Origin of the sequence: Dolichospermum sp. UHCC 0260 (genome assembly GCF_009711985.1) — a bacterium.
GTDB lineage: Bacteria > Cyanobacteriota > Cyanobacteriia > Cyanobacteriales > Nostocaceae > Dolichospermum > Dolichospermum lemmermannii.
In genome coordinates this window covers 11062-23999 of record NZ_VIKZ01000063.1, presented here as the reverse complement: position 1 = coordinate 23999, position 12938 = coordinate 11062, and the positions used below count along the sequence as shown (strand labels likewise).

The following is a 12938-nucleotide window of genomic DNA, read 5'->3' as shown; positions in this document are numbered from 1 at the left end:
TAAGTTAAACTCTATGTTCCCCTGATTTTTGGTGATAATCATGGCTTTTCGCCATCCTGATCATATTATTTGAGATTACTTATTTGGAGGTTTTTGAGGGTGAAGCCTTTTGCAAATGTAGTAATGTATTATACAGTTGCTTTTTTAAATTATTGTTGTTTTGGATTTCTAAGGTGATTTTATTGAATCTTTCAACTGTAAGACCACTATCCTCGACTATTTTTTGAGAATGGTTGCAGTAATTTCCGGCAATATCTTTGGCTTTGCCAGGTAGTGCATTGATACTTGTAGGATCATTACAGATCACTTGGGGAACATCTTTGCTACCGATGAGTTTTTTGATTTCCTCAAAGGCTTGCTGACGGACTGGTTCCATCCCCAATACAGCTTTTGCATAGTTAGTTACTTCTGTATTGTTGATGTTTAAGGTTTGAGCGATTCCTTGGGAATTGAAGCTGAAAGTTCCGAATATCAGACTTGCAGTGGCAATAGTTGCCAAAATCAAGGGTTGAGAGAGAATTCGCTGCAACCGTTTGGTTGAATGAAGACTGTAAATTTTGAGCATATATAATACAGGTGACACAGAAGGACAAACAGGAAATGTGATCGATCATAAGTTTGAATTATTTTCTGAATTAGAAGTTCCAGTCAAGATTGGATCAATATATTAATATTGATGGGGTTACAGCACTTCCCGGTGTTATGAGGTACATATCTAGCGGGCAAGATGCCCGCACTACAAGAGTTTCATGATTCAACTTTGTACCTCATAAGAGCGGAAACCGCTGTATTAAATGCGGCGACATATTTGGCAAAGTTCGATAACTTTAGTTTGTAGGGTTGAGGTTTCGGATGCACCTTGCTTGAGGCTGACTTCTAATTCTAATAGCAGTGGTAAGGCAGAGATGAGTTGCTGTAGGGGGAGAGATTTGACTTCTTGCTGTAGGAAGTAGATGCGTTTGGGGTTAGAGATTTCCGCACCTTGAGCGATGGCTTGGGGGTTGCGTTCACCACTGTCCATCATCATTTTTACTAATAACCAGGTGCGAAATTGACCTATGAGTGTGGCAACTATCCGTAAACCCGGTTCGGCTGCATTGCTGAGATCACCTAAGATGCCTAAGGCTTTTGGGGTGTCTCCAGTTCTGATGGCTGTTGCTAGTTGTAAGGTGTTTTGAGTGGTATTTCTGACTAATTCCGATACTGTATTCACATCTAAAGGTTTGCCACTACCTTCTGTATAAAGACGTAATTTTTCCAGTTCATTGTAGAGAAGACGGGTATCGTTACCTACTGATTCGGCTAATAGTTCGGCGACGAGGGGACTTATTTTTATACCGACAGTTTGAGCGGCTTGTTGAACTGATTGGACTAAAAGTTCGGTTTTCCAAGGAGGAATTAGGGGAAATTCGGAAATTGTAGCAAATTGCTTGAGGAGTTTTGTACTTTTAAGGCGTTCATCTGGTTTGTTGCGACTGGTTAATAGTAAGGTGGAATCTGGGGGGATGACTTTGAGAGTGCGTTGTAATTCGGCTAGGATAGGCTCTGGACAATTTTGCCCCAGAGTGGTGTTAATGAGCCACACGAAACGCCCACCAGCCCCGAATGGTGGTGTCATTGCTTGATTTAAAGCTTGGACTATTGAATCGGGTTGATCTGCGGGAAATGAGGTATAGTTAAAACTAGTCCAGAGGGGATCAAGGATGCGATCGCGTAAAGTTACTACGGCTTTTTCCATGGCAAAATCGTCTTCGCCCCAGTAAACATATATTGGCATAGCAATTTAAAATTAAAAATTAATTTGGTCAAATTGAGTAAATCTCCCTACAATCTATCAAAAGAGCGCAAGGTGATCAAGATTGGACGACAACTACCAAATCTATTTAAATCGGGTAGCACACATGACGCTACCAGAAGCTTACAAAACCCAGATTCAGCATATTCAGGAATCTTCTAAATTTCGGGTTCATGCTGGAGTAAGAGTTGCTACACCCTTTCCAGGCTATACGCTGATTACCCCACCAGCAGCAGAAGACCTGAAAAACGCTGCTTTCTACGGTCAAATAGAAGCCTATCAACGGCAATTATTAGAGCTACCCATTGGTGGTGATTTGATTGTACCTGTTCCTGCTGTGAGTTTTCATCTGACGGTGGCAGATTTAATTTGGGATAGTGCTTTTCATCATGCTTGTACAAAAAATCCCCAATTTGCTGAAGATTTGAATTCTCAGTTGGCTGAGATGTTTCAACAATATCAACAATTGATGACAAAGGGATCTCCTATATCTTGGCAAATGTTGGGGTTGATTGTCATGCCCAGGGCTGTAGGTGTGTGTTTAGTACCAAAGGATAAACGTTCTTATGAGGAAATTATTCAGTTCCGACGGATAATTTATCAAAATCGCACGTTAATGGGCTTGGGTATTGAGCAGCATTATCATTTTACGGCTCATGTAACATTGGGGTATTTTAGCGAAATTCCCCCAGAGTTAGATCGGGTAAATCTGAATACAATGTTTTGTGAGTTTAATCAATCATTGCCGTTAGATACTCCAGATTTTCTCATTGATAAGGTGGAATTACGAAAATTTGATAATATGATCCGCTATTATCGTCAACCAGACTGGCCGAGTTTGGATTTTTAAGTAATTCATAGTAGGGGTTTAGCAGTGCTAAACCCCTACAAACGTGACAAATACTTATTCACAAATTCTTGAGGAGTTAAACATTCAAATTCTTTTGTTTCTTGAACTAAACAACGAATTAGTTTATAATTGGCAGAAACAAAACACTGAGTTTCACCCTTACTAGCAGTTAAATAAACTCCAATATCTTCACGAGGAATTAATCCTAATTCTTCTATTTTTAGCCATTCCTCAGAAGTGAAATTGACATAAATAACTTGTAACTGCTGCCAAATTCGAGCGACAATTTGACTACCCCAATCTTTATTATATAAACGTTTAGATACTCGTAAAGTTTGATTTAATAATTCTTCTGAAACGATAACTTCTACAGATGAAGATTGTAAAAAACCAACTGATTCTAATATTTTTCTTTCATAACTATCCTGATTTGCAATACCAATAATGTAAATATTAGTGTCTAAAAAAAGACGTTGAGGGATATCATCAGGGGAAACGCATCTTATCAATAAGGGCAATTTAATCTCAATAATGACCAAAATATTCGCATTAACGACCATTATTGACAATATTTTATTCCATCACTATGACTCTGAAAAAATCAATCAAACGATAAATGAGGATTTATTGGTTTACGCATTAAATCGGTATTTTGTCAATAAAATTTAGATGCGTTTCCCCTGGGGATATCATAACTCATTGTGATGCTGTGCTTTTAATAAATGTTCTTCAGCCATTTCTTTTTTGACATCTTGAATTAAATCAATAATTTGCTCATGGGAATTATATCCTGTATTATCTAAGGATTCTTTTACCTGTGCTGCTAATATTTTTAGGGGAATTAATGTTTGTTCCTGAAAATTTTCTTGAGGATTTTTGGTAACAGCTTGTGTTAAAATTAGTTTCAACTCAGTCTCTAGAGTCCGTCCATGTTGTTCTGCTTGATATCTGAGATTTTCGACTAAGTTGGGTTCTAAGTTATCTAGAATTATTTTCATATTTCATACATAGCTTGCGATTGGTTTATATTATAGCATTTTTCAGGATTATATATCAACGCGGTAGGGGTTTAGCAATGCTAAACCCTTACATTTTATGAATCAATATTTCCTCTTTTCGCTTTTTGCACTTTCTCAACTTGCTTGGGCGCTTCGATTTCGTTGAATAGTCGGATAGCTTCATTAAAGTTGGTGTTGCTGTTTTCGGCTGCTGATATGTTAAGCCAAAGCTAATATTTTTTAGCAATGCCACAAGCATTTTTTATTGTTAGGCAGATTTTATCAGTATTTTAACGGATACAGCACTTCTCAGTGTTATGATGTACGTATCTAGTGGGTAAGATGCCCGCACCACAAGAGTTTGATGATTCAACTTTGTACCTCATAATAGCGAAAACCGCTGTAATAGTTTGGGTGCGACTTTTTACGTAATTACTCACCCAGCATGATAAATTAAAAACAAAAATAATAGTTATATTTACATAAAATACTATTTTGCTAGATTCTTTTTAATGCTAAGATTTACCGCTTATTCACAGCTTTATGATAGTGATACAGGTTGTGTTTATTTGTAATTAATTTTACGTTAATATTGAATTTAGAATATCTGTTTAATTTCACCATAATTTCATAAATATGCCATTTTCATGAAGATTCAATACTCTTGGGCTGAGAAAAAATCAGTATAAATACGGATGTTTTTTTTACGAACGTGAAATAGTCAGTATAGACAAATAACTTGTCACTACTTAACTAGATTCAACTATCTAGCTGTAGAGTAATTAACCAAAATAACTTAATCTAATGAGGTTTAAAACATGAAGAATAAAATTGCTTTGGCATCTTTCGCTCTCACAGCTTTTACCCTATCTGCTACTGCTTATACACAATTAGCGCAAGAAGCCGAAAAAATTGGACGAATCAGAGTGATAGTACAGGATAACGGTCCAATACACCAATGCAAGGAAGTGCAACAGTTGTGGTCAAAATGGGAGAGTCAGAACTTATATATCTTCTTTTTGCCAAAATATTGCTCGGAAATGAATCCAATTGAATTGGAATGGCAGCATCTCAAAAAAGACGAGCTATCGGGACGAATGTTTGAGGACGAGCTAGACCTTGCATATGCCGTAATGAATGGGGTTAAAGCTAGGGGAGAAAAAGGACAATACAGTACAGAACGTATTCATTTTAACAAAAATAACCATTCTTAACTTTTCGTTACATAGTTAGAAACTTTTCCGCCGACCTACTTACTCAACTAGAGCAGTTTTTGGGAATTACTCTGAGTAAATGGGTTAAATAATTCCATTGTCACGTAAATAGCCCATTATGGCTGAAAATCAGCTTTAATATCCAGGTTGTTGATAGGCAAGATAAACAGCTTCTAAAAATACATCTGAAGCAATATTCCCTGGGAGAATTTCTAAGTTAATAATAGATTGAACTTGTTGGGTGAGTTTTAAAGAAAGTGCTGTCCTGGCTTTTGTGGACATTCCACTGCGTCGGAGTAAATATTCTCGAATAATAGCAAAATCATCGGGTAATAAAGGTGATAAATCGGCTATTTCTTGTAATTGAATATGAAAAGATTTAGCTGCTTCAGAAATGACTAAACTTGATGATTTCACAACTGTTTCCGCTTGAATTACAATTGTCCCAGCGGCTAAATCACCAAGACGCTTTTCTCGGTTACTAAAAGTAATTAAAAAAGCACCAATAAATAAAGATTCATCAAGAGGACGGAGTAAAGCTCGTAATGCTGCTTGTTGTAAACCCACAGGTCTACCATCATCTCGCACAACGCGAATTTTAGCAATACGTTTACCTGGTGTTTGTCCTTGCCAAAGAGTTTCAAATAAGACGAAATAACCTGTGTAAATAAAAAACAGACTTAATAGAGATATGGCTATCAACCACAAGCCGAAATTAGAGCCAAAAATACTCACTCCAAAATCAGTGACTTGCTGAAAAATAAATGCCCATATCAACGCAATTACCACTAAAGTAAAAGCCAAAATTAGATAGTCAATCATTAATGCTAAAGCCCGACTACCAATTTCAGCCAGGGTAAATTCTATTTCCACACTTTCGGGTGTAGTGAATTTAATGCGGTTAAAAAGGTGCATTTTTTATATTTAAATATCGTGGTCACGTAATTGTAAACCCAACCCTTCTCGCCGACTTCTAAGATCATAATAAACCACAGCTTTCACTGTTTGCCAAAAAGGGAGAATTAATGCCCCACCTACAAAACTTAGTCCAAATGTTAACATGAATGAAATTATTGAAGAACTGAGAATATCTTCCTTTAGTAAAGTTGTAAAAATTAACTGAATAATAGTAGTAATGATTTGAATAATAAATTGGATGGGAATGGTAATTAAAAAACCAATTAAAGAAATTAAAAGAATCCTGAAAATATTTCCCTTAGTTAGTTCCCAACTCCGATTAATCGTTGAACTACCGTTAACATCATCTTCAATTGCTAGGGGAACATCTACTAAATAAAATCTAGTACCTATCCACAAAATACCTGAGAAGGTTATTATTATAACTACCAAAGTTATTAAAATAATAATACCTATATTAGCTGGGTTTGCATCCTGTAATCCTCCTAGTAATGCTGTTGGTATACCTATTAGTAAACTGCCAATGAGTACAGATCCAAGCATAATTCCTATACTAATGGCAAGCATGAGGATCATGTTAACAAAAAATTCCCACAAGCGGGAATTGACAAATCGTTTACCTGATGAAACACTTTCCGGTTGGTTAACTAATTCCCCAAAAGCTAATCGAGAAATCAGGGCTGAAAGGGCATAAAATTTCACCCAACCGTAAATGGGAACTAGTAACCAAGCATAAGCTTTAAGAGCTATGAGAAAATATTTTTTGAGATGGGAACGGTACAATCGTATTCCCGCACTGACAACACTACCTACACTTAACGGTTGAATAGGGTTAGGAGAATTAAGATTTCCAGACATGGTGTTAATTTTTTCCTAAAATACGGCGCTTACTTTGAAGTTATTTTAAGCTAATCTGTACTAAGTATTTAGAAATTTTATGAATATTCAACGTTGGATAGGAAGACGAGAGGCTAATTGGCAGCGTTTGGATGCTTTGTTAAAAAAGGTAGAACAAAAACGCTTAAAGTCTCTGGGTTCTGCGGAAATCAGGGAATTAGCGAGTTTATATCGTTCCGTGGCGGCGGATTTAGCTAGGGCGCGGACTCAGCAAGTAGGTAAAACTTTAATTCAAAGCTTACAATCTTTGACAACTCGCGCCTATACACAAATTTACCAGGGTTCGCGGCGACAGGAATGGCAAGCGGCTAAGGAATTTTACCTATGGGGATTTCCTCAAGTGGTGCAGCAAACGTTCCTATACATTGCCACAGCCACCGCTATGTTTATTTTAGGAGGCTTAATTGCTTGGTGGTATGCTTGGCAAGATCCGAGTTTTATGTCGTTGGTAGTACCGGAAAGATTGATTTCCCTGGTGCGAGATAAGCATGAATTATGGATGGGTTCGATTGTGGGGATTGAACCATTAGCTTCTAGTAATATTATGATGAATAATATTTCTGTGTCTTTTGGGGCTGTGGCTGGGGGAATTACGGCGGGTTTATATACGACTTATTTATTAGTATTCAATGGTTTGTTAATGGGCGCTATTGGTGCTTTAGTTGCTCAAAACAATCTGGCTTATCCATTTTGGGCCTTTGTATTTCCTCATGGTGCTTTGGAACTACCTGCGATATTTTTTGCAGGAGGTTCAGGTTTGTTGCTGGCAAGGGCAATTTTATTTCCTGGTAAATATCGTCGTCTGGATGCTTTGAAGTTTTATGGTTCTTTGGCTGTACAATTGGTTTTTGGGATTGTGCCGATGTTGATTGTTGCTGGTTTAATTGAGGGTTTTTTCTCTCCTAATCCGATGATTCCAGATCCAATTAAATATTTGTTTGGGATGGGTTTGTTTGTGGTTTTGGTGAGGTATTGTAGTCGAAAGAAGAAAATATGAAAGTCTCACGCAAAGGCGCAAAGAGGAATATATAATTTACAGTTGATTCCTGGCTTTAAGTTGTAAATATCTATCAACTAATTGTTCGGAAATTTGATTTGCTGGTGCGTCAAGAACTAATACTCCTTTTTGTTTTAATTGGGCAAATGCCAGTTGTCTTTGTGCTAATAAATCTAGTGCAACTGCGCGAATATAAGATTGTGTGGCATCTTCAGTAAATGTATGTGCTAAATTATCAACTTGAGGATCTCGCAGGGTGACGCAAAAGGGTAAATAGCGGGGTGCGAGTCTGGTAAGGGCTGCGAGAAGTTCGGAGGAAGCGGTGATATCAACTAAGTCCGTAATGATGACTACGAGCGCTCTGCGGGTTTGTTGTTTGACGACGTGGGTAACTGCACCTAAATAATCAGATTCGAGTAATTCTGGTTGAATGGGGGTGAGTTTATCAATGAGTTGGTTGAGATGATTTTGTCCGCGTTCTGGAGGTATCCACGTATGTAGTTTGTTGTCAAATACACCAATACCAACGCGATCGCCTCTATGCAATCCTGCCAATGCTAGGGATAATGTCGTATTTAAACCCCAGTCAAATCGTTGCAAACTTTGAACTTTTGCTGTCATCAATCTGCCACGATCTAGTAATATCAATAATGTTTGTTCTTGTTCTGGTTCTAAAACTCTAACTAGGGGTCCTGTATTACCATAAGCACGTCTTGCGGTAGCTTTCCAATCAATAAACCGCAAATCATCACCGCTGCGGTAGTTTCGTAATTCGGCAAATTCTGTGCCTATTCCCATTTGCCGAGTTTTACGGATAGAACCTGATGATTGTAATGTGAGACGAATGGAGAGCGATCGCAATCCTATTAAATCAGGATATACTTTTACCTGTGTACTGTGGGGAATTTGCCAATCATGCCACACTAACCCCCACATTCCTAACTGTCGCACTTGCATATTTCCCCAAGAAAATTCTCCCCTTTGATTTGGGTAAACTGTGTAAGTTAATTCTTGATTTTGATTAGCATTTATATTAGCTGTAACTGTGGTTGTAGAAACAGCAAATTCTTGTGGGTAATAATCGCGGATTTTAATAACTGCATCAATTTTCCCAGCTTGAACTTTTAATATAACTGGATTATCTCTACCAATAGATAAACGTAAAGGTAATTCGCGGGTAATTTCTACGCGCTTCGCTTTCATTCCCCAACCGTCAACTACCATTAAAATTAAAACGGTAAGATCAAATAAACAAGTTATGATTATGGTTTGATAAATTCCCAAAATCATAGATAAAATTGGGGAAATAAATATTCCCGCAATTAATAAAAAATAAACTTTTTTGGAGGGAATCATGATTTTTGTTTCGTTATCTAGGAACAGGAACTTGATTGATTACTGCTGCAACTACTGCATCAATTTGTAAACCATCTAGCATTGCTTCCGGTTTCAATAATAAACGATGACGCAATAAGGGTGAAGCCACTGATTTTACATCATCTGGAGTTACAAAATTCCTTCCCGATAACCAAGCTGCGGCTTGAGAAGTTTGCAACCAAGCACCCGCAGCGCGAGGAGATGCACCTAAAGCTAAATCAGGATATTGACGGGATTTTCTGACAATTTCTAATAAATAATCAACTATTGTTTCTGATACTTGAACTTGTTTTACAGCTTGTCTAGCTTGCAAAATATCAATTACTGTGGTGATAGGTTTTAAGTTGGCAATATCTGCACGTTTTGCAGTAAATCCAGACTGACGATTTAATAACATTTGTTTTTCGGCTGCTTGTTCTGGATAATCTACAATTAACTTAAACAAAAACCGATCTAATTGTGCTTCTGGTAAAGGATAAGTTCCTTCAAATTCTAAGGGATTTTGGGTGGCAATTACCCAAAATAAATCAGGTAATGGTAAACTTTCTCCATCTAAAGTAACTTGCATTTCTTCCATTGCTTCCAAAAGTGCAGCTTGGGTTTTTGGAGGAGTGCGGTTAATTTCATCGGCTAAAAGTATTTCTGTAAAAACGGGACCTTTTTTTAATGTGAAATCGCGGGTATTTAAGTCAAAGATATTTGTCCCTGTAATATCTGACGGGAGAACATCTGGAGTTAGTTGAATACGGCGAAAATCAGATTGGATTAATTGTGCCAATACTTTAACTAACAATGTTTTTGCTGTGCCAGGAACTCCTTCTAAAATAATATGTCCACCTGCTAATAAGGCAATTAATGTCTGTTTAATCAAAGCGGGTTGTCCAACAACTATTTGATTAATTGCTTTTCCCAGATTAATTAAAACCGAATTATTAGTTTCACTCATATTTATCAATCACTCACAAAAAAAGGAATAAAAAAAAGATTTCGAGAAATATCATATTCATCAAAAGATCTATACCAAATTTATCTAAAGCTGCACAGAATCATAATCATCCGTATTTATCTGCGTTTATTTGCGTTCATCTGCGTTTAATTATTTTCGCAAATTACGCCATTTCTCTAACCAGCTTATCAGTTCTCGTTCACTTATTCGACGTTTTTGTGATTGTAGTTGTAAGACTGCATTAAGTTTTTCTGTATTATTCCCTATTTGTTCTTCCCAGATTTTTAGTAAAACCTGATTGTCTAAAGGAATTTGACTCAAACCCAAAGTTTTCTGAAGTTGTATTTGTTCTTCTTTCCCTAGCATTTCGACAACAAAATCAGTAGATTCTGCTTTTTGTAAAACTCCCGCTAAAGCTTGAATATAAGCCTGACTGTTATCTATCAAGGATGTTTTTAAGGTTACTGATTTACCAAAGCGGCGATTTTCTGCCCAAGTTAATGCCAATAATAGGACAATTAGCTGGATAAAGGCTGGTAATAGGGGAGTTTTTGCGAAATAATTTAATATACTATCTTCTCCTAGTTTTTTCTGAATATCTCTATCTTTATAGCCATGTATATATTCATCTACAAATACTTTTTGACTATTTTTGCTGACTAAATCTGCTAATAATTTAAAATTACTGTCATTGTTTTGATAGGCATTAGCAGCTAAATATGGTGTTGTTGCTAAAATTACTTTGCCTTTACCAAACTTTTTCTGCCAAATTATTGTCCCAAATTTGTCTTCTAGTGTGATTTGTTCTTCCTGGGAAATATTATATCGGCGGCGGGTATCAATCTTGACTTTTCCGAAGGTTGATTGCTGCTGTGTACTAAATGCTGCTGCGGTTACTGGTTTTTTAATTCCTAAAATTACTAGGTTATTCCCTTTTGCTATCCATTCTTCTTGTTCTGAATATATTTCTATTTCTTGAAGGGTGCTATTAACTTGTAATAAGGTAATAGGGTTCTTTGTTGTTGGTAAATCACTAAATGGTTTTTGCCAACGTTGAATACTGATATTTTGATCTTGCATAAAGGCATACCACGCACCATAGCCATCAGGGCTGCGGTTATAAGTAGAACCACTAGTTATTTGGGTATTGGGGGCTGCTATAGTGGTAAGTAAAATAATCACGGCTAAGACTATCGCACCTAACCAAGCAATGCGCTGATTGCGGTTCATGATTTATCTGAATTAATATGGAAATTATTGATATTATTGATATTACAGCACTTCCCGGTGTTATGAGGTACATATCTAGCGGGCAAGACTTGTACTGAGCTTGTCGAAGTATGCCCGCACTACAAGAGTTTCATGATTCAACTTTGTACCTCATAAGAGCGAAAACCGCTGTATTCATGATAATCGCTGGAATATTTGTTGATAAGCTTGCCAACACTGTTGATAATTTTCTGCTAACATTTCATGCTCACTAAAGCATAATTGTTCATGGGTGTTAATTAATATTTGGTATGGTTGAATGAGAGTGACAGAGGATTTGAGTAATTGCAGATATTCTCCGTCTGTGCGGCTAGGTTGTTGGTGGGCGATCGCTTGTTCATGCAATTGCTGTAGCATTGCTAAATACACACAACGACAAGCCTCTGTGTAATTATACTGTTGGTGAAATTCCTGAGCTTGGTTTAACAGTAAGGCAATTGATGTTTCTCTAGAATCAGCTTTGGTTCTAAAACCTGGAGAATTACTCATTGCATTTAGCCAAGCATAGATATAAGGATTGAATTCTTGCCATAATCGCCAACCTATCCATACCACGAATAAACCCAATCCTAACCAAAATAGGATATTTAGTAATTCACCTAACCAGGGATTGATTGACCAACCAGGCGGTAATTCTGGTAAAGTTTTTTGAAACCGGGAAAATTGGTATTCTATCCATTCCCCTACTTGTTGTTGGAATAAGGAAAATTGCCACACCCAATTTGTTTGTTCAAAAGCATCTGTAGTCATAAAACAGAATGGCTCAATCTATTATTCATTTACATTATTACTGCTAAAGCTAATTTAGTATAAAAGAGAATTTTGCAAATGACTATTTACTTTTATCAAGTTTCCCAGCCCTATGGTTGTTTTTCTAACTTTTCTCCCCACAGTATTAACATTGACGGTACTGACTGGCCAACCGTTGAGCATTATTATCAAGCACAAAAGTTTGTTGGTAGTTCCGATGCTCCCATTATACCTTTAATTCGCGCTGCTGTTAGTCCTGAACAGGCTGCTGCTTTAGGGCGTTGTCCCTCTCGTCGTTTCCGTCCAGATTGGGAATTGGTGAAAACTCAAGTTATGCGGATTGGGGTACTACAAAAATTTATCACTCATGCTGATATTAGGGAAATATTATTAATCACAGGTGATGAAATGCTTATAGAAAATTCCCCTACAGACTGTTTCTGGGGCTGTGGTGCAAATCATACAGGAGAAAATCATCTCGGTAAAATCCTCATGAGTGTACGTGCAGAAATCCGCTCACAATTCTTGAAAAGATGAAAACCTTTGATACTGGTCGCTTGTATAAAATATTGTTTACTGAGAATATCATCAAAAAAAGCTGATATTATAAACAGAGGTTGCTATTTTACCACGTATTAATTCTGATGAAAAATAGAAAACAACAACATAATTGGCTGATGTTACTGGTAGGTAACGGCTATATAACTTTGTCTATTAGTATTCTGTTGTTTGGTTGTGTGAGTGCAGTTACTGACTCTAGCCGTGTTTTGGCAAAGGATGATTCCTCAAAAATTGCCCAATCTCCAGCAGCAACAAAGGAAAATGCAGAACGGCTTTTTGAAGAGGGAAAGACACTTTATCAACAAGGATCAGCAGAGTCTTTGCGACAAGCAATTCAAAAATGGCAAGAGGCTAGATTATTGTATC

At 37.0% G+C, this 12938-nt stretch carries 13 protein-coding genes and 2 pseudogenes; 5 read left to right on the top strand and 10 right to left on the bottom strand.

The window, feature by feature from the left end; all coding sequences use genetic code 11:
- Positions 1-79: 79 nt before the first annotated feature.
- On the bottom strand, positions 80-565 hold the full coding sequence (locus tag FJR08_RS19795; RefSeq protein WP_148766235.1) for a DUF4168 domain-containing protein: 486 nt from the start codon (positions 563-565) through the stop codon (positions 80-82).
- Positions 566-790: 225 nt separating this feature from the next.
- Positions 791-1777: a DNA polymerase III subunit delta gene (holA, locus tag FJR08_RS19790; RefSeq protein WP_168634291.1), complete on the bottom strand. Its 987-nt coding sequence runs from the start codon at positions 1775-1777 to the stop codon at positions 791-793.
- 82 nt (positions 1778-1859) lie between these two features.
- On the opposite strand from holA, the gene FJR08_RS19785 reads away from it, so the two are divergent.
- Entirely contained in the window at positions 1860-2645 is a 786-nt protein-coding gene (locus tag FJR08_RS19785) for a DUF1868 domain-containing protein (protein ID WP_174783168.1), read from the top strand.
- A gap of 35 nt (positions 2646-2680) precedes the next feature.
- Here the strand turns inward: FJR08_RS19785 and FJR08_RS19780 are convergent, their stop codons facing one another.
- Positions 2681-3205, bottom strand: coding sequence for a hypothetical protein (locus tag FJR08_RS19780; protein WP_254435809.1), 525 nt, complete (start codon positions 3203-3205; stop codon positions 2681-2683).
- Between the two features lie 129 nt (positions 3206-3334).
- Entirely contained in the window at positions 3335-3643 is a 309-nt protein-coding gene (locus FJR08_RS19775) for a hypothetical protein (protein ID WP_096664437.1), read from the bottom strand.
- A gap of 887 nt (positions 3644-4530) precedes the next feature.
- On the opposite strand from FJR08_RS19775, the pseudogene FJR08_RS19770 reads away from it, so the two are divergent.
- A pseudogene (locus FJR08_RS19770) lies at positions 4531-4857 on the top strand (transposase); the annotation flags it as partial.
- Between the two features lie 135 nt (positions 4858-4992).
- Here FJR08_RS19770 and FJR08_RS19765 read toward each other — a convergent pair.
- Together FJR08_RS19765 and FJR08_RS19760 are read right to left on the bottom strand one after the other, a co-directional pair.
- Positions 4993-5772, bottom strand: coding sequence for an RDD family protein (locus tag FJR08_RS19765; protein ID WP_168634290.1), 780 nt, complete (start codon positions 5770-5772; stop codon positions 4993-4995).
- Positions 5773-5781: 9 nt separating this feature from the next.
- Positions 5782-6633, bottom strand: coding sequence for a DUF975 domain-containing protein (locus tag FJR08_RS19760; protein ID WP_168634289.1), 852 nt, complete (start codon positions 6631-6633; stop codon positions 5782-5784).
- Between the two features lie 79 nt (positions 6634-6712).
- On the opposite strand from FJR08_RS19760, the gene FJR08_RS19755 reads away from it, so the two are divergent.
- Complete coding sequence (locus tag FJR08_RS19755; RefSeq protein WP_168634288.1) at positions 6713-7669, top strand: stage II sporulation protein M; 957 nt, start codon at positions 6713-6715, stop codon at positions 7667-7669.
- 36 nt (positions 7670-7705) lie between these two features.
- Here FJR08_RS19755 and FJR08_RS19750 read toward each other — a convergent pair whose 3' ends face one another.
- From FJR08_RS19750 to FJR08_RS19735, 4 genes are all read right to left on the bottom strand, one after another.
- Entirely contained in the window at positions 7706-9025 is a 1320-nt protein-coding gene (locus FJR08_RS19750) for a DUF58 domain-containing protein (RefSeq protein ID WP_168634287.1), read from the bottom strand.
- A gap of 13 nt (positions 9026-9038) precedes the next feature.
- Positions 9039-9992, bottom strand: coding sequence for a MoxR family ATPase (locus tag FJR08_RS19745; RefSeq protein ID WP_015079108.1), 954 nt, complete (start codon positions 9990-9992; stop codon positions 9039-9041).
- A 150-nt stretch (positions 9993-10142) separates the two neighbouring features.
- Entirely contained in the window at positions 10143-11222 is a 1080-nt protein-coding gene (locus tag FJR08_RS19740; RefSeq protein ID WP_168634286.1) for a DUF4350 domain-containing protein, read from the bottom strand.
- A 174-nt stretch (positions 11223-11396) separates the two neighbouring features.
- Positions 11397-12011, bottom strand: a complete 615-nt coding sequence (locus FJR08_RS19735; protein ID WP_168634285.1) for a DUF4129 domain-containing protein — start codon at positions 12009-12011, stop codon at positions 11397-11399.
- A 78-nt stretch (positions 12012-12089) separates the two neighbouring features.
- Here FJR08_RS19735 and FJR08_RS19730 point away from each other — a divergent pair, with 78 nt between their 5' ends.
- Positions 12090-12548 carry an NADAR family protein gene (locus FJR08_RS19730; protein WP_168634284.1) on the top strand — a complete coding sequence of 153 codons (459 nt, stop codon included), beginning with the start codon at positions 12090-12092 and terminating at the stop codon, positions 12546-12548.
- A gap of 107 nt (positions 12549-12655) precedes the next feature.
- Positions 12656-12938: pseudogene (locus tag FJR08_RS19725) on the top strand (tetratricopeptide repeat protein); the annotation flags it as partial.

Bases quoted from the DNA above. Each gene is read 5' to 3' on its own strand.
- FJR08_RS19765 (WP_168634290.1), bottom strand. From the start codon at position 5,772: ATGCACCTTTTTAACCGCATTAAATTCACTACACCCGAAAGTGTGGAA.
- FJR08_RS19740 (WP_168634286.1), bottom strand. From the start codon at position 11,222: ATGAACCGCAATCAGCGCATTGCTTGGTTAGGTGCGATAGTCTTAGCC.
- FJR08_RS19735 (WP_168634285.1), bottom strand. From the start codon at position 12,011: ATGACTACAGATGCTTTTGAACAAACAAATTGGGTGTGGCAATTTTCC.
- holA (WP_168634291.1), bottom strand. From the start codon at position 1,777: ATGCCAATATATGTTTACTGGGGCGAAGACGATTTTGCCATGGAAAAA.
- FJR08_RS19730 (WP_168634284.1), top strand. From the start codon at position 12,090: ATGACTATTTACTTTTATCAAGTTTCCCAGCCCTATGGTTGTTTTTCT.
- FJR08_RS19755 (WP_168634288.1), top strand. From the start codon at position 6,713: ATGAATATTCAACGTTGGATAGGAAGACGAGAGGCTAATTGGCAGCGT.
- FJR08_RS19760 (WP_168634289.1), bottom strand. From the start codon at position 6,633: ATGTCTGGAAATCTTAATTCTCCTAACCCTATTCAACCGTTAAGTGTA.
- FJR08_RS19775 (WP_096664437.1), bottom strand. From the start codon at position 3,643: ATGAAAATAATTCTAGATAACTTAGAACCCAACTTAGTCGAAAATCTC.
- FJR08_RS19795 (WP_148766235.1), bottom strand. From the start codon at position 565: ATGCTCAAAATTTACAGTCTTCATTCAACCAAACGGTTGCAGCGAATT.
- FJR08_RS19745 (WP_015079108.1), bottom strand. From the start codon at position 9,992: ATGAGTGAAACTAATAATTCGGTTTTAATTAATCTGGGAAAAGCAATT.
- FJR08_RS19750 (WP_168634287.1), bottom strand. From the start codon at position 9,025: ATGATTCCCTCCAAAAAAGTTTATTTTTTATTAATTGCGGGAATATTT.
- FJR08_RS19780 (WP_254435809.1), bottom strand. From the start codon at position 3,205: ATGGTCGTTAATGCGAATATTTTGGTCATTATTGAGATTAAATTGCCC.